The following is a 21,027-nucleotide window of genomic DNA, read 5'->3' as shown; positions in this document are numbered from 1 at the left end:
CCGCCGCCAACTTGGTAGCAGTCGGAAAACCGGGCGGAATGCCGCTGTTCTTATACCCAAAAGTGATCTGAGGAGGATGCGCCAGATGGATGCCCAAGCGGACGCCAAGGCCGTCACCAATGCCGATCTGGATCTGATCCAGCGGATCATCCCCCACCGCTACCCCTTTCTGCTGATCGACAAGGTCCGCGATGTGGTGATCAATGAATCCTGCATCGGTGTGAAATGCATCACCTATAACGAGCCGCAATTCACCGGCCATTTTCCCGGCATGCCGATTTTCCCCGGCGTGATGATCATCGAGGCGATGGCGCAGACTTCGGGCGTGCTGGTGGGGCTGTCGATGGATCTGGTCGACAAGAATGCCAAAGTCTTCTTCATGGGCGTCGACGGGGTGAAATTCCGCCGCAAGGTGGTGCCCGGCGATGTGCTTGAGCTGCATGTCAAAGCTTTGCGCGGCGGTGGCAAGGTGTGGAAATTCTCGGGGCGCGCCATGGTTGATGGCGAGCTCGCCTGTGAGGCCGAATTCACCGCCATGTTCGACCTTCCGAAAGCCTGATCCATGGCCATTCACGGAACCGCCGTCATCCATCCTTCCGCCGTGATCGACGACGGGGCCGAGATCGGCCCGGATTGCCATATCGGGCCGTTTTGCGTGGTGGGCGAAGAGGTCACCCTGCATCGCGGCGTCACGCTGAAATCGCATACCGTGGTCACCGGCTGGACCGAGATCGGCGAGGAAAGCACGATCTGGCCTTTCGCCACCGTGGGCGAGGTGCCGCAGGATCTGAAATTCAGGGGCGAGCGCACCCGGCTGCAGGTCGGTGCCCGCTGCCGCATCCGCGAAGGCGCCACGCTGAACACCGGCACCGAGGGCGGCGGCGGCATCACGCGCGTCGGCGATGACTGCCTGATTATGACCGGCGCCCATGTCGGCCATGACAGCATCATCGGCGACCGGGTGATTCTGGTGAACAATGTCGCCATTGCCGGCCATTGCCATATCGGCGATGACGTGATCATCGGTGGGCTTTCGGGCGTGCATCAATGGGTCCGGATCGGCAAGGGCGCCATTATCGGTGCGGTCACCATGGTGACGAATGACGTGATCCCTTACGGCCTTGTCCAGGCGCCGCGCGGCGAGCTGGACGGGCTGAACCTTGTCGGGCTGAAACGGCGCGGTGTGACCCGGGCCGAGATCACCCAGCTGCGCGCCGCCTATCAGATGCTGGCCCAGGGCGAGGGCAATTTCCACGACCGCGCCGCGCGCCTGGTCGAGGATTTCGACTCTGCCGCCGTGCGCGAGATTTCCGAATTCATCCTTGCGGCCTCGGATCGGTCCTTCCTGACCCCGAAAGGCGCGAAATGAGCGTCGCGATAATTGCCGGGCGCGGTGCGCTGCCGGCGGCGCTGGTGGCGGCGGCGCCTCAGCGCCCCTTTATCGCGGCGCTTGACGGTTTCGCGCCCGAGGGTCTGGTGCCCGACCTGACCTTTCGGATCGAGCGGCTCTACCCGTTCTTTGCCGCCTTGCATGAGGCCGGTGTCACCGGTGTCTGTTTTGCCGGTGCTGTGCAGCGCCCGCGCCTTGATCCCGCGCTTTTCGATCCACTGACCGCCGGGATCGTGCCGCGTCTGATGGCCTCGCTGGCCCAGGGCGATGACGCGACTCTGCGCGAGGTGATCGCGCTGTTCGAAGAGGACGGCTTCACGATCATCGGCGCCTCCGGGCTGGCGCCTTCTCTGGTGCCCGAGGCGGCATTTTACGCCGGCGAGGCGATGCTCCGTGACCGTCAGGATGCCGCACGGGCGGCGCTGATCGCCGAGGCGCTTGGCCGGGTCGATGTCGGCCAGGGCTGTGTGGTGCAGCAGGGGCTTTGCCTTGCGACCGAGACGCTGGCGGGGACCGATGCGATGCTCGCAACCGTAGCCGGGCTGCCCGCCGCTCTGCGCCCCGATGCCGCACGCGGGCGGGGGCTTTTGTATAAGGCACCGAAACCCCTGCAGGATCGCCGCATCGACCTGCCGGCGCTTGGGCCCGCAACCGTGGCCGCCGTGGCCGGGTCCGGGCTTGGCGGCATCGCATGGGAGGCCGGCGGTGTCATCTGCCTTGACCTGCCCGCAATGCGTGCGGCCGCGCGTGAGGCCGGGATTTTCCTCTGGGCGAGAGCGCCCGGAGACTACGCGTGAAATTCATCCTGATCGCCGGAGAGCCCTCGGGCGACCGGCTTGGCGCCGCGCTGATGGTGGGGCTGAAGGCGCTGCTGCCCCAGGTGCGTTTCGAGGGTGTCGGGGGTCCCGCCATGCAGGCCGAAGGGCTGGAAAGCGCCTTTCCGATGGAAGAGCTTTCGGTGATGGGCATCGCCGAGGTGCTGCCGAAATATTTCCATCTGAAACGCCGGATCCGCGAATGTGCCGATCTGGTGCTGGTGGAAAAGCCTGCGGCGCTGATCACCATCGACAGTCCGGATTTCTGCCTGCGCGTGGCGCGGATCGTGAAAGAGGCAGCGCCGGAAATCCCGACGGTGCATTATGTGGCACCGTCGGTCTGGGCCTGGCGCCCGGGACGCGCAGCCAAAATGGCCGGGGTGATCGACCATGTTCTGGCGCTTTTGCCGTTCGAGCCGCCCTATATGGAAGCCGCCGGCATGAGCTGCGACTTCACCGGCCACCCGGTGGTGGCCGAGCCAGTGGCCAGCGCCGCCGATGCGGCGGCCTTCCGCGCCGCGCATGGAATTGCGGGCAATGCGCCATTGCTCGCGGTCCTGCCGGGCTCGCGCCGGGGCGAGGTGACGCGACTTCTGCCGCCTTTCGGCGAAACGGTGGCCGGGCTGTCTGCCGCGCTGCCAGGGCTGCGCGTCGTTCTGCCGACTCCCGCGCATCTGGCCGATGTCGTGACCGGAGAACTGGCGGGCTGGGCCGGCGCACCGGTGATCCTGAAATCCCCCGATGTGGCGAACAGGACCGCAGCTTTTGCTGCGGCCGACGCGGCACTTGCGGCCTCTGGCACGGTCAGTCTGGAGCTGGCGGCGCAGGCCTGCCCGATGGTGATCGCCTATGACATGGCGCCACTGACGCTCTGGCTGATGCGGCGGATGATCCGGATCGACACGGTCACCCTGGTCAACCTGGTATCCGAGACCCGTACTGTGCCGGAATTCATCGGCAAAGACTGCCGCGCCGGAACCCTTGTCCCGGCATTGCGCCGCCTTATGGCAGGCGAAACTGCGGGCCAGGCAGAGGCCATGCAGGTGACCATGGACCGCCTTGGCCGTGGCGGCGAGGCGCCCGGTCGGCGCGCGGCGCGGTCTGTTCTGGCGTTTTTGCAAGTCGCAGCGCAAGATCTACGCTGACGCGCATGCCTCCGGCGGGGATATTTAAGGACAGATGAAAACAGGGACCTTTTTCATCTGTCTCTAAATATCCCGGGGGTGAGGCTCCGCGAGGAGCCGAGGGGGCAGGGCCCCCTCTCTTCTCAGCGCCCGCGCCAGATCCAGCCGCCACCATAGATGCGGCTTCCTTCATTGGCGTAAAACACGCAGGCCTGGCCGGGGCTGACGCCGTCTTCCGGCTCGATCAGTTCCACCTCGGCCCCGGTCTCCGAGATCGGCCGGATGATCGCAGGGCGCGGCGCGCGGGTCGAGCGCACCTTGGCCAGCACATGCCATTCCGATCGGCTGGTCAGGGCCTCATCGCCCAGCCAGTTGATCTCGCGCACCGGAATCATGCGGGTGGAGAGCGCCTCCTTCGGCCCCACCACCACCCGACGGTTTTCGGCATCAAGCTTCACCACATAAAGCGGATCGCCGAGGCCGCCGATCCCCAGCCCCTTGCGCTGACCGATCGTGTAATGGATCACGCCGCGATGCTCGCCCAGAACCTGCCCCGAGAGATCGACGATCTCGCCGGGCGAGGCGGCATCAGGCCGCAGCTTTTCGATCACGCTGGCATAATTGCCGTTCGGCACGAAACAGATGTCCTGGCTGTCGGGCTTATCGGCCACCGGCAGGCCGTATTTTGCCGCCAGCGCCCGTGTCTCGGCCTTGGATTGCAGATGGCCCAGCGGGAAGCGCAGATATGAGAGCTGCTCGGGTGTGGTCGAGAACAGGAAATAGCTCTGATCGCGGTTCGGATCGGCCGCCGAATGCAACTCCGGCCCCATATCGCCCAGCTTGCGCCGGATGTAATGCCCGGTTGCCATGCAATCGGCATCAAGCTCTTTTGCGGTTGCCAGCAGATCCTTGAACTTCACCCGCTCATTGCAGCGGATGCAGGGAACCGGCGTCGCGCCAGCCAGATAGGCCTCGGCGAATTCCTCGATCACCGCTTCGCGGAAGGTGTTCTCGTAATCCAGCACATAATGCGGAAAACCCATCGCCTCGGCCACGCGGCGCGCATCATGGATGTCGCGCCCGGCGCAGCAGGCACCCTTTTTCGCCAGCGCCGCCCCGTGATCGTAAAGCTGCAGCGTGACGCCGACCACGTCATAGCCCTCTTCCTTCAGCATCGCTGCCACGACGGAACTGTCGACGCCGCCGGACATGGCGACGACGACACGGGTATCTGCCGGTGCCCGGTCAAAGCCGAGCGAATTCAGTTTGCGGTCAAAGGGCATGGGAGGTCGCCAATAGGGTACGGATCCGGATTGCTCCGGAATATATGAAAATCTTCCCTACTCTCAAGGCGCGGGTTCAGCAATGTTTAAGCGTAACCGGTCAAATCTGCCTGAACCAGACAGTGAACGGAAAACGCAATGTATCTCAGACGAGTTGACGGCCCGCGACAGGTGACCTTGCCGGACGGGTCCATTCTGACCCGCGCCGATCTGCCCGCGCCGCAGACCCAACGTTGGGTCGCCAGCCGCAAGGCCACGGTTGTGCGGGCGGTGGCGCATGGTCTGATCACGGCCGAGGAGGCGCGTGAGCGCTATTCGCTGTCGGAAGAGGAGTTCCAGCTCTGGTGTGATGCGGTTGAAAAACATGGCGAGAAAGCCCTCAAGGTCACAGCAATTCAAAAATTCAGACAACTTTAGGTTGTATTGGATTTTCGCGCTGGCAATCTATGCGTGGTAACCATGCATTAACCAGTGGATGCGAGTGTCGTTAACGAAGACGACCCGACAGCCCGGACCGGAGATTTGCCTTATGCGTATTTTGCTCGTCGAAGATGATCCTGCAACATCTCGCAGTATCGAACTGATGCTGACCCATGCCAATCTGAATGTTTATTGCACCGATATGGGCGAGGACGGGATAGATCTCGCCCGGCTCTATGATTACGATCTTATCCTGCTGGATCTTAATCTGCCGGATATGAGTGGCCATGAAGTTCTGCGCCAGATCCGTCTTGCCCGGGTGGAAACGCCGATCCTGATCCTGTCGGGCTCGGATGATACAGAAAGCAAACTCAGGGGCTTTGGCTTTGGCGCCGATGATTATCTGACCAAGCCTTTCCACCGCGAAGAGCTGGTGGCGCGGATCCATGCGATTATCCGCCGCTCGAAAGGCCATAGCCAGTCCACCATCCGCACCGGGTTGATCACGGTCAATCTCGATGCCAAGACCGTTGAATCCGCAGGCAAGGCCATTCATCTGACCGGCAAGGAATATCAGATGCTTGAGCTGCTTTCCCTGCGCAAGGGAACCACGCTGACAAAGGAGATGTTCCTTAATCATCTTTATGGCGGCATGGATGAGCCGGAGCTGAAAATCATTGATGTCTTCATCTGCAAGTTGCGCAAAAAGCTGAGCGAAGCGACCGGCGGCGAGAGTTATATCGAGACCGTCTGGGGCCGTGGCTATGTGTTGCGCGATCCGGAAGGCGAACGCAGCGGCGGCAGGCTCGCGGTCTCGGCCTGAGCGCAGCGTTCATCAGCGCCGCGCCGGTGCGCTGTGGTCGTGGCTTCGGCGCAGAGGATCCGGCAGCGCGCTGCGGGATCGGATGCGAGATGCTTTACCTCTCGCGGGGCAGGTCCTAGGTTCGGGCCGAACCGGGCGGAGGGCGCGATGGAAGCCAGATCAGTCGAAGAACCCAAAGCAGTTGAAGACCTCAGTGAGGCAGAGGCCCGGGCTGAGCTGGAAATGCTTGCTCAGCGGCTGGGACGCGCGAATCGCGCCTATCACACCGAGGACGCGCCCGAGATCTCAGACGCGGATTATGATGCGCTCCGGCGCCGCAATGCCGCGATCGAGGCACGCTTTCCCGCGCTGAAACGGGCCGACAGTGCCAGCGATCAGGTCGGCGCTGCGCTGGCGGATGGCTTTGGCAAAGTCGCGCATCGGATCGCGATGCTCAGCCTGGAAAACGCCTTTGAAGACGGTGATGTCGCCGATTTCGACACGCGGGTCCGTTCTTTTCTCAATCACCCGGGCGGATTGCGCTATACGGCCGAGCCTAAAATCGACGGGCTGTCGCTGTCGCTCCGCTATGAAACGGGCCGGCTGCTCCAGGCCGCAACCCGGGGCGATGGCGCAACGGGCGAGAATGTCACCGCCAATGCGCTGACAATTGCAGATATCCCGCAGCATATTGCGGACGCGCCGGAGATCATGGAGATCCGGGGCGAGGTCTATATGTCCCATGCGGATTTCGCGGCGTTGAATACCCGCCAGGCGGAGAGCGGCGAAAAGACCTTCGCCAATCCGCGCAACGCCGCCGCCGGCAGCCTGCGCCAGCTGGATGCGACAATCACCGCCAGCCGGCCGCTGAAATTCTTCGCCTATGCCTGGGGCGAATTGTCGGCGCCGCTTTCCGATACGCAATTTGGCGCGATCCAGAGACTGGCGGATATGGGGTTTCAGACCAATCCGCTGACCCGGCTTTGCGATGGACCGGCGCAGATGCTGGCGCAATATCACACTATCGGCGCAGAGCGCGCCGGCCTCGGCTATGACATCGACGGCGTGGTTTATAAGGTCGATGATCTGGCATTGCAGGCGCGGCTTGGCTTTCGTTCAACCACGCCCCGTTGGGCAATAGCGCATAAATTCCCGGCCGAACTCGCCTGGACCTGGCTTGAGGCGATTGATATCCAGGTCGGCCGTACCGGCGCGCTGTCTCCGGTTGCGCGCCTGACGCCGGTGACGGTGGGCGGAGTGGTGGTCTCCAATGCCACGCTGCATAACGAGGATTACATCCATGGCCGGAATTCGGCCGGAGAAGAGATCCGGGGCGGCAAGGATATCCGCATCGGCGATTTCGTCCAGGTCTACCGCGCGGGCGATGTGATCCCGAAACTGGCCGATGTCGATCTGTCGAAACGGCCCGTCGGGGCCGCGCCCTATCTCTTCCCCGAAGCCTGTCCGGAATGCAGCAGCCCGGCGATCCGCGCACCCGGCGATTCTGTGCGCCGCTGCACCGGCGGTCTGATCTGCCCCGCGCAAGGGGTTGAAAGACTGAAACATTTCGTCAGCCGGGGCGGTTTCGACATCGAAGGGCTCGGCGCGAAGCAGGTCGAGATGTTCTACCATGACGATCTGCTCCCGGTGAAAACACCGGCCGATATTTTCACTCTTGAGGCAAGGGACACAGCCAACCCGCTGCAAAGCCTGAAGAATCGCGACGGTTTTGGCGACACCTCGGTCCGGAAACTCTGGGCGGCGATTGAGGAACGCCGGACCATCGGTTTCGAGCGCTTTCTCTTCGCGCTCGGCATCCGCGATGTCGGAGAGGTGGCGGCCCGTGATCTTGCCCGCCACTATCACAGCTGGGATGCGCTCTCGCAGGCGATTGATCTCGCGTATCCGGCGGCGTTGCGCCAGATCGCGGCCGATGAGGCCGAGGCGGATGAGCGCGCCGCTGCCGCCGATTCGGGCCGCCGCGCCCAGCCCGCGAAAATCCGCGCAGCGATATGGGAGGCCGGGCCGCCGCCCCCCGAGGCGCTGGCCGCCTGGAATGAGCTGCTTTCCATCGACGGGATCGGCGCGGTGCTGGCGGTCTCGCTGGTGACGGCGCTGGCGCCGGGCGGGCATGAACGGGTGGCGGTCGATGCGTTGGTCACCCAGCTGCGCGAGATCACCCCGCCAGCCGCGCGCGCAAGCGCCAGCCCGGTCGCCGGGCTCACCGTCGTCTTCACCGGCACGCTGGAGAAAATGACCCGCGCCGAGGCAAAGGCCCGCGCCGAAGCGCTTGGCGCCAAAGTGGCGGGCAGCGTTTCGGCGAAGACCGATCTGCTGGTTGCCGGGCCGGGTGCGGGCTCCAAACTGAAAGAGGCCGCAAAGCTGAATATCCGCACCCTCGACGAGGATGGCTGGCTTGCGCTGATCGCCGGCGAGGCGGGGTCACAAACGGAAAAAGACGACACATGAGCCGGCCCGAGGCGCTCTTCCCGCTTTTCGCGGATCTGGAGACGCTGGATGGCGTCGGCGCGAAAAGCGCGAAGGCGTTTGAGGGGCTGGGCGTCGGTCGCCCCAAGGATCTGTTGTATCTGCTGCCCTATAGCGGCATCGACCGCAGCCTGCGAGCCGGCATTCGTGACTATATCCTGCCCATAACGGTGACGATCGCGGTGGAAATCCTGCGCCATCAGCCGGGGCGCACCCGCTCGGCGCCGACGGTGGTGCAATGCCGCGACGATCAGGGGGCGGCGCTTGAGCTGGTGTTTTTCCATGCGCGGGGTGACTATCTGCAGCGCATCCTGCCGGTCGGCGCGCGGCGGGTGATCTCGGGCAAGGCCGAGGCCAATGATTTCGCGATCCGTATCGTGCATCCGGACCATATTCTTGCGCCCGAGGAGGCCGCATCGCTGCCGGGATGGGAGCCGGTCTATCCCCTGACCGCCGGCATCACTCAGAAAACCCTGCAAAAAGCGGTTTCTTCGGCGCTGGCGCGACTGCCGGAGCTGCCCGAATGGATAGACCCCGGGCTGATTGCGCGCGAGGGCTGGCCCGCATGGTCCGCCGCCTTGCGCCGGGCGCATCAGCCCGAAGACGCGCAGGACCTGACGGCCGAAGATCCCGCGCGGGCGCGGCTGGCCTATGACGAGCTTTTCGCGCATCAGCTGACGCTGTCGCTGGCGCGGGCCAGGATGCGGCGCGGGCGGGGGATGCAGAGCCTGGGCGATGGCCGCTTGCGCGCCCGGCTGCTGGCCGGGTTCCCCTACCGGCCCACCGCCGCCCAGACCCGTGCTGTCGGGGAAATCGCCGCCGATATGGCCGCGCCCTTGCGGATGAACCGGCTCTTGCAGGGCGATGTCGGCGCCGGGAAAACACTGGTTGCGCTGATGGCGCTGGCGGTCGCGGTCGAGGCGGGCGGGCAGGGCGTGTTGATGGCCCCGACCGAGATCCTCGCGCGCCAGCATTTTGAAGGGCTGGCGGATCTGGCGGCAGGGGCCGGCATCCGGATGGAGTTGCTGACCGGCCGCGATCGTGGCAGTGACCGCGCTTCGAAGCTGGCGGCGCTGGCGGCTGGAGAGATCCATGTTCTGGTCGGCACCCATGCGGTATTCCAGAAAGATGTGCATTTCCAGAACCTTCGCCTTGCGGTGATCGACGAACAGCACCGTTTCGGCGTCGCGCAACGCATGGAGCTGGGCGCCAAGGGTGAGGCGGCGGATGTGCTGGTGATGACGGCGACACCGATCCCAAGAAGCCTCGCTCTGGCCTCATATGGCGATATGGATGTCTCGGTGCTGGATGAAAAACCGCCGGGTCGCAAACCGGTGAAGACGGTGCTGGTGACCACGGCCAGGATTGACGAAGTGGTGGCGCATCTCGCGCAGGCGGTGGCGGGCGGGCGTCAGGCCTATTGGGTCTGCCCGCTGGTCGAGGAAAGCGAGCTGGTCGATCTGGCCTCGGCGACCGAACGCTTTGCTGATCTGCGCGCCGCGCTTGGCGAGGGGCGGGTGGGTCTTGTGCATGGCCAGATGCCGCCGGCGGAAAAGGATGCCGCCATGGCGCGGTTTGTTGCGGGCGAGACCGGGGTGCTGGTCGCGACCACGGTGATCGAGGTGGGGGTCAATGTGCCCAATGCCTCGATCATGGTGATCGAGCGGGCAGAGACCTTTGGTCTTGCACAGCTGCATCAGTTGCGGGGGCGCGTCGGGCGGGGGGCGGCGGAATCGACCTGCCTGATGATGTATCAGCCACCGCTCAGCGAAAGCGGCGAGCGGCGCCTCAAGACGCTGCGCGACACCGAAGACGGGTTCCGCATCGCCGAGGAAGATCTCGCGATGCGCGGCGCCGGTGATCTGATCGGCACGGCGCAATCCGGCCTGCCGCGGTTTCGCGTGGCGGATCTGGAGCGGCAATCGGCGCTGATGGCGGTGGCGCAATCGGATGCGCGCGCGCTGCTGACCACCGATCCAAAGCTGGAAAGCCCAAGGGGCAAGGCGGCGCGCCATCTGCTCTGGCTTTTGGATCAGGACCGGGCGATCCGGCTGCTGACGGTCGGCTGATCACGCGGGTGGCCGGGCCGCTGCCCGCGCCGAAATCCACGAATGTTCGCGTATGTTCCTATTAAGTTCTTTACAGCCATTGAATCATGTGAGAACAATAGGGCAACAAACACAGAGCAGGAGGAAGTGAAGATGATCGCCCGACTGAAAGCCGCCCGCCGTAATGCCGATATCCACGCGGCCGAGGATATTCTTGGCGTCGTCGCCCTTTTCGCGCTGCTGTTTGTGACCCTCGCGCTGCCCGTTGCGGGGTGAGCGAGTCCGGGTTTCTGCATAGCTGAGTTTCTGCCTGCGGTCTGATCCCGCGACATGCCGGCCTTCTCTGTCCCGATCCGAAGGCCTCTGATTTGCTCCTGTCCCGCAGATCCCCGCATGTCCCAGACACGCTTGACTTCCGCCGCCGTCGCAACCCGACGCGCGGCGGTTTTTTTATGGCTGGCGTGCCTGTTCGGCCGCCTGAGCGGCGGCGTCGCAGGCCGCATCCAGCACCAGCAGGATCGAGGCATGGCGGTTGCGGAAATCGCGGGCGGGAATCAGCAATGCATATTGTTCGAACGGCGCGGGCGGTGGCGGGCTTGCGTCTTGCAGCATGGCGGCAACCGCATCGCGCGCTTCCTGCAATTCTGTAAGGCTGCGCCCGACCACCACCCGGCCGAGAATAGCGGCAGAGGCCTGGCCAAGCGCGCAGGCCCGCACCTCCTGGGCATATCCGCTCACAATCCCGTCCTGCAGCACGAGATCGACAGTCACCGTCGAGCCACAGGCGGGCGAGCGTTTCTTCGCACTCCCCCCAGGTGAGGCGAGACGTCCGGTCAGCGGAATATTTGCCGCCAGCGCCAGGATGGGGCCGGAATATAACGAGATGAGATCGCTGTCGCTCATGTCGGCGGCCTTTGCTGATGGCTTGCTCTTGCGTGATGACTATGTAATCCCGCGCGGCACCCGCGCCAAGGAGAAGACCATGCGCTTTGATCCCACCAGTCTGAAATTCGACGTAAACGGGCTGATTCCGTGCATCGCGCAGCAACACGATACCGGTGAGGTGCTGATGATGGCCTGGATGAATGCGGATTCGGTGGCGAAGACGCTGAAGACGGGCAGGGTGACCTATTGGTCGCGCTCGCGCCAGGGGTTCTGGGTCAAGGGGGAAAGCTCGGGCCATGCGCAGAAGCTGGTGGCTTTGCGGGTGGATTGTGACCGCGATTGCCTGTTGGCGCTGGTCGATCAGACCGGGCCGGCCTGTCACACCAACCGGCGTTCGTGCTTTTATACCGGGATCGAGAGTGGCGAAGAGGTCGAGCTGATGAAGCCGGTCGCCTGAGGGCGGCGGTGGAAGCCTCCGGCGGGAGTATTTGGGTCAAGAGGAAAGGCTGAGATCCAGGATCCGGCTTATATCGGCGGGGCTGGCGCCTTCGGAGCGGTATTTCGCCAGCGCGCGCGCATCGTCGCGTTTGGCAAGGCGTTTGCCGGACTGGTCGCGGATCAGGCGGTGATGGTGCCAGACCGGTTGCGGCAGGCTCAGGAGGCGGATCAGCAAGGCGTGGATGAAGGTGGCGTCGAACAGGTCTTCGCCACGGGTGACCTCGGTGATGCCCTGGGCTGCGTCATCGGTGACCACCGCAATATGGTAGGAGGTGCCGATATCGCGGCGCGCCAGCACGATATCGCCAATCTCGCGGATCATGTCGGCGGCGCTGCGGCGATGGAGGCCGGGTCTGGTGCCGGTATCGGTGAAGCTGATCTCGCCCAGATGTGCCATGGCCTTTGCCATGTCGAGCCGGAGCGCACCGTCAGGATGGCCGGCATGGCGGCAGGTGCCGGGATAGACCGGACCATCGGGGCCAATGACCGGCGCGCCTTCCTGCGGGGCCGAGAGCGCCGCGCGGATATCGCCGCGCGTGCAGGCGCAGTGATAGGTCAGGCCATTTTCCGTCAGCCTGTCAATGGTTTGCTGGTAGAGGCCAAGACGTTCAGACTGGCGCAGAACCGGGGTTTCCCAGCTCAGCCCCAGCCAGTGCAGATCGTCATAAAGCGCGGCCTCGAATTCCGGTTTCGAACGCGCGGTGTCGATATCCTCGATCCGGAGCAGAAAGCGGTCGCCCCGGGCTGCGGCGGTCAGCGCGGCAAAGGCATGGCCCAGATGCAGCGGCCCGGTCGGCGAGGGCGCGAAGCGCGTTGCCCGAGCCCCCGTTACCCGAGCCATTGCGTGAAGGCATCTTTCGCGCGGTCGGTATAGGCCTTGTAGCGATCCTTGCGGCCCCGGCGCCCGCCTTTTGCGTCAATCGGGGGGAAGAGGCCGAAATTCACGTTCATCGGCTGGAAGGTCTTTGCCTCGGCCCCGCCGGTGATATGGGTGATCAGCGCGCCCATGGCGGTATCGGCGGGGGGCGGCGACAGATCCTGGCCCTTGATCTCAGCCGCCGCCATCCGGCCCGCCAGAAGACCCATCGCTGCGGATTCGACATAGCCCTCGACGCCGGTGATCTGGCCGGCAAAGCGGATATTCGGGCGCGATTTCAACCGCATCCGGTCATCCAGAAGCGTGGGCGAGTTGATGAATGTATTGCGATGGATGCCGCCAAGCCGCGCAAAGGAGGCACTCTCAAGACCTGGAATCAGTTTGAAAACAGATGTTTGTGCGCCGTATTTCATCTTTGTCTGGAAGCCCACGATATTGTAGAGCGTGCCAAGCGCATTGTCGCGCCTCAGCTGTACCACCGCATAGGGCTTGTTCGCCGGATCGTGCGAATTGGTCAGCCCGACCGGCTTCATCGGTCCATGACGCAGGGTTTCGCGGCCGCGCTCTGCCATGACCTCGATCGGCAGGCAGCCGTCGAAATAGCCGGCGGTCTCGCCCGCGTGGAACTCGGTTTTCTCGGCGGCAAGCAGCGCGTCGATGAAAGCCTCATAGTCCGCTTTCGTCATCGGGCAGTTCAGATAGGCCTTCTGCTCTTCCTCGGTCTCGCCCTTGTCATAGCGCGACTGGCGCCAGACGACGGACATATCGACCGATTCCGCATAGACGATGGGCGCGATGGCATCGAAAAAGGCGAGGCTCTCGGCGCCGGTCTCCGCCCGGATCGCTTCGGCCAGGGCGCCCGATGTCAGCGGGCCGGTGGCGATGATCCACTGGCCTTCGCGCGGCAGTTCGGTGATTTCCCCAGGCGCGAATGAGATAAGCGGATGGGCGCGCAGCCTCTCGGTCACGGCGGCGGAAAAGGCGTCGCGATCAACCGCCAGGGCGCCCCCCGCCGGCAGGCGGTGTTTGCCGGCGATCTCCATGATCAGCCCGCCGGCCGCCCGCATCTCCCAATGCAGCAGGCCGACCGCATTGCGCTCATCATCATCCGAGCGGAAGGAGTTCGAGCAGACCATTTCGGCGAAATCGCCGGTGCGATGTGCGAAAGTGCCCGTCACAGGGCGCATTTCATGCAGGGTAACGGGGATACCGGCCTGGGCGGCCTGCCAGGCGGCCTCGGACCCGGCCATGCCGCCGCCGATGATATGGAGCATATTTGTCATGCTGCGGGGTCTAGTCCCTGACGCCGTTGCGCGCAATCTCCTGAAATACACGGCCCGTGCGGCGCTGGATTCTGGCCAGCAGCTCCGACGGATCGGCGGCACTATCGGGCCAGGGATCGGATGAGATCAGACCAGCGGCCGCCATTGCGCGGCCAAGCGCCGGCAGATCCAGCTCTGCCAGAGATTTTGAGGACCGCACCGGGTCGTCATGCAGATCCCATTCGCGCAGGATCGCCGAGAAAACATGCGCCTCGGCGCCACAAAAGGCGCGGATCTGGCGGCGAATGGTTTCTGATGCGTCAAGATCGGCGCGGCGGGCGATAATCCCGACCTGCTGGTTCTGATGGCCAACCAGCCCGTAAAGATGCAGTGCCGAACCTTCGACGCCCACGATCTTTTTCGCGGCGCGGTAGCGGGCGATCTGCACCGGCAGGCTGTGCTGTTCCGGCAGGAAAAGCTCATAGCCGTTGATCAGGAGGTTTTCGGCCAGGGCTGTTTCGTTCAGCGCGGCGCCGGTGCGGATGCCGAGCCCCTCGCGCGAAAGATAGATGTTTTCGGGCCCTTCCGCCGCGATATCCGGCGCGAGATTGCGGGCTATCCAGTCGCGGAAAGCCGGAATTCCAGTGCTGAGATCGCCAATTCCGAAACCTTGTTCGGGGATGATAAGCTCATCGACTTCAAGGGGTTCTGTGACGATTTTAACAGGAACCGGCAGGTTCAGCAGCGCGAAAAACTCAGTATGGTAGGGCTGAAAAACCGTCTCGGCGGCATTGCGGCGCGGAAGCAGCAGGATCGAGTCGACCCCTTGCGCGCCTTCAAGCGCCCAAAGCCGGGACAGTGTCTCACACAGGAAATGCCCGAAATGGTTGTTCAGCTGGCCGCCATAGAGATGCCGGCCCGCAAGTTTGACCGGTGGCACGGCATCAAGCTGCTTTGGCTGCAATTCCAGCGCGTCACCGCGCCGGATATTCGCCAGATCACAAAATGCGCCGGTCCGGTCAAACACCCCGGCACTGCGATGAAAGGGGCCGCGATCCGTAAGCGGCGGCACCAGTCGCGCATTTGCAAGCACCAGTGTGGCAGCGCCGGTGCCACCTCTCATTCCTCATCCTCTTGTTCGGCGATGCGGGCGACCGAGACCACCTCTTCCTCGCCGCCGGTGTTCAGCACCCTGACGCCGCCGGCCGAACGCGAGCGGAACGAGATCTGGTCAACCGGCACCCGGATCGACTGCCCCGATGATGTTGCCAGCATGATCTGATCCGACAGATCAACCGGGAAGGAGGCCACCAGCGGGCCGCCCGGCATGGATTTCGCGAAGGCCGTCACGCCCTGGCCGCCACGGCCGCGCACCGGATAGTCGTGGCTGGAGGACAGCTTGCCAAGGCCGCGTGCGGTGATGGTCAGGATCAGATCCTCAGACGCAGACATTTCGGCATAGCGTTCGGGCGAGAGCTGGCCCTCGGCGGCCTCTTCCTCGTCATCCGCGTCGAGTTCTTCGGTCACACCGGCAACGAGGCGGCGCTGCTTCAGATAGGCGGCACGCTCGGACGGCTCGGCCTCGAAATGGCGAATGATCGACATCGAGACGACCTTGTCCTCGCCATTCAGACGGATACCGCGCACACCCGTCGAGCCGCGCGATTTGAAGACGCGGATCTCTTGCGTCGAGAAGCGGATGGCCCGGCCAGAGGCGGTGACCAGCATGATATCGTCATTCTCATCTGCGATGGCCGCGTTCACAAGTGTAACGTTATCAGGCAGTTTCATCGCGATCTTGCCATTGCGCATCACATTTGTGAAGTCCGACAGATCATTCTGCCGCACATCGCCATCCGAGGTGGCAAACACGATTTGCAGCTTGTCCCATTCGGCCTCGGGCACATCGACCGGCATCAGCGCGGCGATGGAGACACCGGGCTCGATCGGCAGGATATTCACCAGCGCCTTGCCTTTGGCATTGCGGCCGGCCACCGGCAGGCGCCAGGTCTTCAGCTTGTAAACCATACCCGTGGTTGTGAAAAACAAGAGCCAGGTATGTGTATTTGCTACGAAAAGCGTGGTAACGACATCGTCTTCCTTGGTCTGCATAGAAGACAGACCCTTGCCGCCGCGGTTCTGTTGCCGGAACTCGGCCAGCGGCGTGCGCTTGATGTAACCGCCGGAGGTGATTGTCACGACCATATCTTCGCGTTCGATCAGATCCTCGTCATCCATATCGCCTTCCCAATCGGCGATCTGGGTGCGGCGCGGCACGGCAAAGAGCGTCCTAACCTCGGTCAACTCATCCGAGATGATGCCCATGATCCGGTCGCGCGACGAGAGAATATCAAGGTAATCCTTGATCTTACCGGCAAGTTCTTCCAGCTCGTCCGTCACTTCCTTGACGCCAAGCGCGGTCAGCCGCTGCAACCGCAGATCAAGGATCGCCCGGGCCTGGATTTCCGAGAGGTTATAGGTGCCATCCTCGTTCATCGTATGGCCGGGATCGTCGATCAGCCGGATATAGGGCGCGATGTCATGCGCGGGCCAGCGCCGCGTCATCAGGCGCTCCCGCGCCTCGGCCGGATCGGCGGAGGAGCGGATCGTCGCCACGACCTCATCGACATTCGACACTGCGACCGCCAGACCGCAAAGGATATGGCTGCGTTCGCGCGCCCTGCGCAGTTCATAGGCCGTGCGGCGCGCGACAACTTCCTCACGGAAGACAAGGAAATGGCTGAGGAAATCCCTGAGCGTCAGCGTCTCGGGTTTGCCGCCGACCAGCGCCAGCATATTGCAGCCGAACGAGACCTGCATCGGCGAGAAGCGCCAGAGCTGGTTCAGCACCACATCCGGGGTGGCATCGCGTTTCAGCTCGATCACCACGCGCACGCCGACCCGGTCCGACTCGTCGGCAATCGAGGAAATCCCCTCGATCCGCTTGTCACGCACCGCCTCGGCGATCTTTTCGATCATCGCGGCCTTGTTCACCTGATAGGGTATCTCATCGACGATGATCGCCCAGCGGTCCTTGCGCAGCTCTTCGACATGGGTTTTCGCCCGGATGATCACCGAGCCGCGCCCGTCGAGATAGGCCTTCCTCGCCCCCGAGCGGCCAAGAATCAGACCGCCGGTCGGAAAGTCCGGTGCCGGAACCATTTCCATGAGCGTTTCCATGGAGATATCCGGGTTTTCGATCATGGCCAGAGTGGCGTCGATCACCTCGCCCAGGTTATGCGGCGGGATTCTCGTTGCCATGCCGACCGCGATGCCCTCGGTGCCGTTGACCAGCATATTCGGGTAGCGCGCCGGCAGAACGGTCGGCTCACGGTCCTTGCCGTCGTAATTGTCCTGGAAATCGACCGTATCCTTGTCGATATCCGCCAGCAGATAGGCCGCAGGCTTGTCCATCCGGACCTCAGTATAGCGCATCGCCGCCGGCGGGTCGCCATCCATCGAGCCGAAATTCCCCTGGCCCTGCAAAATCCTGAGCGACATCGAGAAGGGCTGCGCCATCCTGACCAGCGCCTCATAGATCGAGCTGTCGCCATGCGGATGGAAATTCGCCATGGCATAGCCCACGGGCCGCGAGGATTTGCGGTAAGGCTTGTCATGCGTGTTGTTTTCGACATGCATCGAATAAATCACGCGGCGATGCACCGGCTTCAGCCCGTCACGCAGATCGGGGATCGCGCGGCTGACAATGACCGACATCGCATAGTCGAGATAAGCGGTCCGCATCTCCTGGGTGATATCGACCTGCGGGCCGTGATAGACCGGCTTATCAGGGTTTTCACCTGCGTTTTCAATATCTTCCGGAGTGTCTGACACGGTACGCCTTCTTTGTCTCGGCCGGGTTTTGCAGGGGCACATCCCCTGGCCCGCATTTAGTTGGCCGGAAGTTACACCATACAAGCCGTTGGGTGCAATGGCGGGTGCAAGGGCAGGGGCTGGGCGCTGTCATCACTGGGGCAGGGTGAGTGACAGGGCATTGATTTCATTGACCTAATATTCACCTCTGTCATGCTATCCGGAAGGGAGACCTGACGGAGGCAGTGATGCAGACAGAGACGCCACGCGAAAGCGAAACCAGCCTCATGCTGAAAGGCTATGGGCTGACCACCGCCGAGATCTTCTACCGGATGCCGGATTACCGCTCGGTTCTCAACACCTTCATCTGGCAAACCTATGATCTTGCCCCGGATTACCCCGAGCTGTTTCGCTTCATCGAATACTGGCAGCAGAATATCGAGGGGCCTCTGCATTCGGTGCGCTTCACCCATCGCAAGCTGATCGGCCCGGCGGAGTGGCGCAAAGTGACGACCGAACTGCGGCTGCATTGACGCCCGCGCTTGCCGAAACGCGCCGGGGCGGCTATCCCGCGCGCCATGAACGACCAGTTTCCTCCTCCGGGCAGGCTGCATCCTCCGGGCGCGCTGACCACTGTTGACGGGCTGATCCGCGAGGGTCTGAGCCCGGCATCGCAGCGGGCCGAGCTGGAAGAGGTCGCCGCCGAATTTCGCATCCGGATGAGCCCCGCGATGCGGCAGGTGCCGGTGGCCGCTGTGCAGGCGCAGTTCCTGCCCGATCCGCGCGAGCTGAACATCCTGCCAGAAGAGCTTGTCGACCCGATCGGCGATGATGTCCACCGCCCGGTGCCGGGGCTAACTCATCGCTATCCCGACCGGGTGATCCTGCACACGACCCAGACTTGCGAGGTCTATTGCCGTTTCTGCTTCCGTCGCGAGGCGGTGGGGGAGACCGGTCAGCTGGCCGAGGCTGAATTCGTCCGGGTGCTGGATTACCTGCGCGACCATCCGCAGATCTGGGAGGTGATCCTGACCGGCGGCGACCCGCTGACGCTCTCGACCCGCCGGCTGAGGGATATGCTGGCGCGGCTCGCCGCGATCCCCTCGGTCGAGGTGATCCGCTTCCATACCCGCATTCCCGTGGTGGCGCCGGAAAAGATCACCGATGATCTGCTGGCGGCGCTGCAGATCCGTCCGGTGGTCTGGCTGGTCCTGCACACCAACCACGCCGATGAGCTGACCCAGGCCGCCGGTGCCGCGCTGTCGCGCCTTGCCCGCGCCGGCGTGCCGCTCCTGTCGCAGACGGTGCTGCTCAAGGGGATCAATGCCGATCCGGACACGCTTGAGACCCTGTTTCGCGCGCTGATCCGCAACCGGGTAAAGCCCTATTACCTGCATCACCCGGATCTCGCGAAAGGCACCAGCCATTTTCGCCTGCCTCTGGCCGAGGGGCAACAGATCATGGCAGCACTGCGCGGCCGCATCTCCGGCACGGCGCTGCCGACCTATGTGCTCGATATCCCCGGCGGTCATGGCAAAGTACCGGTCGGGCCGGGCTATCTGCAGGAGGAAGGGCAGGGCATCTGGACGGTCACCGACCCGCAGGGGCGCAAACACCGCTACCAGGATCTCTGACCCAGCCGAGGCTTTCTTGCGCTGCCCGGCATGAAGTCGGATCTTCCCTTTCCCGGGCATATTCCCCGCATGGGGACGGTCCCGGGCGTGCCGGGTGAGATGAGGCGGTTCATGCGGAGCAGGCGCACGCCACGGGAGTTTTTACAGAACTATGTGTGAACATTGTTCACTTTCTCTCTTTGAAGTGTCCGCCGGGCGTGACGACATACGTGCGTGTGCCTCAGCGCCAATGCCGACGAATGGCCATTTCGTGTGTATTCATATCGGTCACCTCTGCAGGCCTTGTCAGGAGGAACATTGTCCTCACTGAGACAGGGCGATTTAGTTGCTGGCAAGGCGCCGCGAACAACGACCTGACCAGAATATGGCATGATCATTTGCGGAGGTTTGTGTGGCCGTCAACACCAGGGAGATGATCTGCAGGTGGACACCTGCGGTCGAGCGCGGGCTCTGCAAAATGATACGTAAAATATTGTTTTAAAACAAATAAATGTGATCGAAAATCGGATGATCATTATACGTGTGTGCAATGGTCAAAAATAGTGGCAAAATGGTCAGTATCTGAGTGGATTTTCATCCACTTTTGTGAAACCACCGAAATAACGTCCATCGGCTGTCACACCCGCATCCTTAACCCATTAATTCATATGGGATTCAAAACTCCAGGATCCATGGCGATTTTCCGAAATGACCATTCTGCACATACATAATGACCATCGAAAAATTTGTCCGAACCGGCAGAAAATGCCGCAGACATAGAAAAAGGCCGCCCAAAGGGCGGCCTTTCTGATTGAACGAGGAACGGAGGTAGACCTCAGCTGCGAACGAGCAGGGGGATCAGCCGACCATTTCCGCAATGTGATCGTGGAGGACATCCCAAAGTGGCACCTTCAAGGTAGAGTCCTGAGCTTCGCGGAGAAGGTTGCCGAACACGCGACGCTCCGGCCATTTGTCCGGGCCTCGCGGGGCGGCCGCCCGCGCTTCCAGGATTCTGAGAGCCTGGCGCAGCTCCTGATCCGCCTGCGAGACAAACCCCCATCCGCATTGCGTGGCGGTCTCGCGTTCCGTGCCGGTCAGGTCTTCGAAAGCATCATGCGGCTCGAATGCCAGGGCGGTGCCGAGAAGTTCCGCCGACCGGATGGCCTGACCGAGTGGCTGGTCATCAAGCCATTGCGGTCCGGTTGCTCGCGTCAGCCGACCGGCGATGTAGGCCTCGATACCGTTGGGCTGCGCGCCAGCACCCGGGCCATCACCGGCGGCAATGAGCTGCTCCGGAAGCGCCCCAACCAGCTCGTCTTCGTCGGGTCGGTCAATGCGCTCGAGGGGGATTCCATAATTGGGGCAAAGCCGCACCGCCCTGAACCGCCAGGCCAGCCGCTCCCGAAGATGGAACGCGGCGCGTTGCCCGGTGAGGGCCGCGGCTTCAGCGTCCTCGCGCAGGCAGGCGGGGCAATAGCGCAAGTCCTCATCCGAATGAATGGCGTTGATCAGGGCCTCTTTCCCCAGACGCGGTGAAGCGCCTGCCAATAGTCAGACACCGGCTCTGACAGATACCGGGCAGCGTCTGATTTCTCAGGCGATACCCGGGCCGTGCCATAGCCACGGATATTCCTCATACGAGAGAACCCGTGCAGAAGGCCTGAAAAATAGGCCGGGAAGAAGGTGGACGAGACGCCACCAGAAAAGCCG

General features: G+C 63.1%; 20 protein-coding genes. 12 read left to right on the top strand and 8 right to left on the bottom strand.

Features of this window, described 5'->3' with window-relative positions; all coding sequences use genetic code 11:
- Window positions 1-85: 85 nt before the first annotated feature.
- Genes fabZ through lpxB form a run of 4 tightly spaced genes read left to right on the top strand, consistent with a single transcriptional unit; the run spans window position 86 to window position 3,350 of the window.
- Window positions 86-559 (top strand): 3-hydroxyacyl-ACP dehydratase FabZ, encoded by a 474-nt coding sequence (gene fabZ / locus DRF71_RS05445; RefSeq protein WP_112310007.1) that lies wholly within the window; start codon window positions 86-88, stop codon window positions 557-559.
- Window positions 560-562: 3 nt separating this feature from the next.
- Window positions 563-1,369 carry an acyl-ACP--UDP-N-acetylglucosamine O-acyltransferase gene (lpxA, locus tag DRF71_RS05440; RefSeq protein WP_112309471.1) on the top strand — a complete coding sequence of 269 codons (807 nt, stop codon included), beginning with the start codon at window positions 563-565 and terminating at the stop codon, window positions 1,367-1,369.
- Window positions 1,366-2,187: an LpxI family protein gene (locus DRF71_RS05435; RefSeq protein WP_112309470.1), complete on the top strand. Its 822-nt coding sequence runs from the start codon at window positions 1,366-1,368 to the stop codon at window positions 2,185-2,187. The genes lpxA and DRF71_RS05435 overlap by 4 nt, the downstream gene beginning before the upstream one ends.
- On the top strand, window positions 2,184-3,350 hold the full coding sequence (gene lpxB, locus DRF71_RS05430) for a lipid-A-disaccharide synthase (protein WP_112309469.1): 1,167 nt from the start codon (window positions 2,184-2,186) through the stop codon (window positions 3,348-3,350). Before DRF71_RS05435 ends, lpxB begins: the two co-directional genes overlap by 4 nt.
- A gap of 122 nt (window positions 3,351-3,472) precedes the next feature.
- Here lpxB and mnmA read toward each other — a convergent pair whose 3' ends face one another.
- Complete coding sequence (gene mnmA / locus DRF71_RS05425) at window positions 3,473-4,612, bottom strand: tRNA 2-thiouridine(34) synthase MnmA (protein ID WP_112309468.1); 1,140 nt, start codon at window positions 4,610-4,612, stop codon at window positions 3,473-3,475.
- A gap of 138 nt (window positions 4,613-4,750) precedes the next feature.
- Here mnmA and sciP point away from each other — a divergent pair, with 138 nt between their 5' ends.
- The 5 genes from sciP (at window position 4,751) to DRF71_RS28995 (ending at window position 10,645) form a co-directional block, all read left to right on the top strand.
- Complete coding sequence (sciP, locus tag DRF71_RS05420; RefSeq protein ID WP_112309467.1) at window positions 4,751-5,029, top strand: CtrA inhibitor SciP; 279 nt, start codon at window positions 4,751-4,753, stop codon at window positions 5,027-5,029.
- Between the two features lie 112 nt (window positions 5,030-5,141).
- A complete protein-coding gene (gene ctrA, locus DRF71_RS05415; protein WP_112309466.1) occupies window positions 5,142-5,855 on the top strand; it encodes a response regulator transcription factor CtrA in 714 nt (237 codons plus the stop codon).
- A 147-nt stretch (window positions 5,856-6,002) separates the two neighbouring features.
- Window positions 6,003-8,303 (top strand): NAD-dependent DNA ligase LigA, encoded by a 2,301-nt coding sequence (gene ligA, locus DRF71_RS05410; protein ID WP_112309465.1) that lies wholly within the window; start codon window positions 6,003-6,005, stop codon window positions 8,301-8,303.
- Window positions 8,300-10,390 (top strand): ATP-dependent DNA helicase RecG, encoded by a 2,091-nt coding sequence (recG, locus tag DRF71_RS05405; protein ID WP_112309464.1) that lies wholly within the window; start codon window positions 8,300-8,302, stop codon window positions 10,388-10,390. Before ligA ends, recG begins: the two co-directional genes overlap by 4 nt.
- Window positions 10,391-10,522: 132 nt before the next feature.
- On the top strand, window positions 10,523-10,645 hold the full coding sequence (locus tag DRF71_RS28995; RefSeq protein ID WP_269814336.1) for a hypothetical protein: 123 nt from the start codon (window positions 10,523-10,525) through the stop codon (window positions 10,643-10,645).
- 174 nt (window positions 10,646-10,819) lie between these two features.
- On the opposite strand, the gene DRF71_RS05395 is transcribed toward DRF71_RS28995, so the two are convergent.
- Window positions 10,820-11,272: an iron-sulfur cluster assembly scaffold protein gene (locus DRF71_RS05395; RefSeq protein WP_112309462.1), complete on the bottom strand. Its 453-nt coding sequence runs from the start codon at window positions 11,270-11,272 to the stop codon at window positions 10,820-10,822.
- Window positions 11,273-11,351: 79 nt separating this feature from the next.
- Between DRF71_RS05395 and hisI the strand changes: the two genes are divergently transcribed.
- Window positions 11,352-11,711 (top strand): phosphoribosyl-AMP cyclohydrolase, encoded by a 360-nt coding sequence (gene hisI / locus DRF71_RS05390; RefSeq protein ID WP_112310006.1) that lies wholly within the window; start codon window positions 11,352-11,354, stop codon window positions 11,709-11,711.
- 36 nt (window positions 11,712-11,747) lie between these two features.
- Here hisI and gluQRS read toward each other — a convergent pair whose 3' ends face one another.
- Genes gluQRS through gyrA form a run of 4 tightly spaced genes read right to left on the bottom strand, consistent with a single transcriptional unit; the run spans window position 11,748 to window position 17,725 of the window.
- Entirely contained in the window at window positions 11,748-12,593 is an 846-nt protein-coding gene (gene gluQRS / locus DRF71_RS05385; RefSeq protein WP_112309461.1) for a tRNA glutamyl-Q(34) synthetase GluQRS, read from the bottom strand.
- Window positions 12,581-13,912, bottom strand: a complete 1,332-nt coding sequence (trmFO, locus tag DRF71_RS05380) for a methylenetetrahydrofolate--tRNA-(uracil(54)-C(5))-methyltransferase (FADH(2)-oxidizing) TrmFO (protein WP_112309460.1) — start codon at window positions 13,910-13,912, stop codon at window positions 12,581-12,583. The genes gluQRS and trmFO overlap by 13 nt, the downstream gene beginning before the upstream one ends.
- 10 nt (window positions 13,913-13,922) lie before the next feature.
- Window positions 13,923-15,014 carry a glycosyltransferase family 61 protein gene (locus DRF71_RS05375; protein ID WP_112309459.1) on the bottom strand — a complete coding sequence of 364 codons (1,092 nt, stop codon included), beginning with the start codon at window positions 15,012-15,014 and terminating at the stop codon, window positions 13,923-13,925.
- Entirely contained in the window at window positions 15,011-17,725 is a 2,715-nt protein-coding gene (gyrA, locus tag DRF71_RS05370) for a DNA gyrase subunit A (protein WP_232831314.1), read from the bottom strand. Before gyrA ends, DRF71_RS05375 begins: the two co-directional genes overlap by 4 nt.
- Window positions 17,726-17,952: 227 nt before the next feature.
- On the opposite strand from gyrA, the gene DRF71_RS05365 reads away from it, so the two are divergent.
- Entirely contained in the window at window positions 17,953-18,237 is a 285-nt protein-coding gene (locus DRF71_RS05365) for an usg protein (RefSeq protein WP_112309457.1), read from the top strand.
- A gap of 45 nt (window positions 18,238-18,282) precedes the next feature.
- Complete coding sequence (locus tag DRF71_RS05360) at window positions 18,283-19,338, top strand: lysine-2,3-aminomutase-like protein (RefSeq protein ID WP_112309456.1); 1,056 nt, start codon at window positions 18,283-18,285, stop codon at window positions 19,336-19,338.
- An 837-nt stretch (window positions 19,339-20,175) separates the two neighbouring features.
- On the opposite strand, the gene DRF71_RS05355 is transcribed toward DRF71_RS05360, so the two are convergent.
- Together DRF71_RS05355 and DRF71_RS28445 are read right to left on the bottom strand one after the other, a co-directional pair.
- The gene (locus DRF71_RS05355; RefSeq protein WP_232831313.1) at window positions 20,176-20,799 is read right to left on the bottom strand and encodes a TniQ family protein; all 624 of its coding nucleotides are present in this window, start codon (window positions 20,797-20,799) and stop codon (window positions 20,176-20,178) included.
- 26 nt (window positions 20,800-20,825) lie between these two features.
- Window positions 20,826-21,027, bottom strand: a 202-nt coding sequence (locus DRF71_RS28445; RefSeq protein WP_232831312.1) for a hypothetical protein, incomplete at its 5' end; no start/stop codon positions are given.

Source organism: Pseudogemmobacter bohemicus (assembly GCF_003290025.1).
Lineage (GTDB): Bacteria > Pseudomonadota > Alphaproteobacteria > Rhodobacterales > Rhodobacteraceae > Pseudogemmobacter > Pseudogemmobacter bohemicus.
The sequence above is the reverse complement of the archived record's forward strand: the minus strand, read 5'-3'. Positions and strand labels throughout refer to the sequence as shown.

Coding starts and splice junctions, on each gene's coding strand:
- fabZ (WP_112310007.1), top strand. CDS start 86: ATGGATGCCCAAGCGGACGCCAAGGCCGTCACCAATGCCGATCTGGAT.
- lpxA (WP_112309471.1), top strand. CDS start 563: ATGGCCATTCACGGAACCGCCGTCATCCATCCTTCCGCCGTGATCGAC.
- DRF71_RS05435 (WP_112309470.1), top strand. CDS start 1,366: ATGAGCGTCGCGATAATTGCCGGGCGCGGTGCGCTGCCGGCGGCGCTG.
- mnmA (WP_112309468.1), bottom strand. CDS start 4,612: ATGCCCTTTGACCGCAAACTGAATTCGCTCGGCTTTGACCGGGCACCG.
- sciP (WP_112309467.1), top strand. CDS start 4,751: ATGTATCTCAGACGAGTTGACGGCCCGCGACAGGTGACCTTGCCGGAC.
- ctrA (WP_112309466.1), top strand. CDS start 5,142: ATGCGTATTTTGCTCGTCGAAGATGATCCTGCAACATCTCGCAGTATC.
- ligA (WP_112309465.1), top strand. CDS start 6,003: ATGGAAGCCAGATCAGTCGAAGAACCCAAAGCAGTTGAAGACCTCAGT.
- recG (WP_112309464.1), top strand. CDS start 8,300: ATGAGCCGGCCCGAGGCGCTCTTCCCGCTTTTCGCGGATCTGGAGACG.
- DRF71_RS28995 (WP_269814336.1), top strand. CDS start 10,523: ATGATCGCCCGACTGAAAGCCGCCCGCCGTAATGCCGATATCCACGCG.
- DRF71_RS05395 (WP_112309462.1), bottom strand. CDS start 11,272: ATGAGCGACAGCGATCTCATCTCGTTATATTCCGGCCCCATCCTGGCG.
- hisI (WP_112310006.1), top strand. CDS start 11,352: ATGCGCTTTGATCCCACCAGTCTGAAATTCGACGTAAACGGGCTGATT.
- gluQRS (WP_112309461.1), bottom strand. CDS start 12,593: ATGGCTCGGGTAACGGGGGCTCGGGCAACGCGCTTCGCGCCCTCGCCG.
- trmFO (WP_112309460.1), bottom strand. CDS start 13,912: ATGACAAATATGCTCCATATCATCGGCGGCGGCATGGCCGGGTCCGAG.
- DRF71_RS05375 (WP_112309459.1), bottom strand. CDS start 15,014: ATGAGAGGTGGCACCGGCGCTGCCACACTGGTGCTTGCAAATGCGCGA.
- DRF71_RS05365 (WP_112309457.1), top strand. CDS start 17,953: ATGCAGACAGAGACGCCACGCGAAAGCGAAACCAGCCTCATGCTGAAA.
- DRF71_RS05360 (WP_112309456.1), top strand. CDS start 18,283: ATGAACGACCAGTTTCCTCCTCCGGGCAGGCTGCATCCTCCGGGCGCG.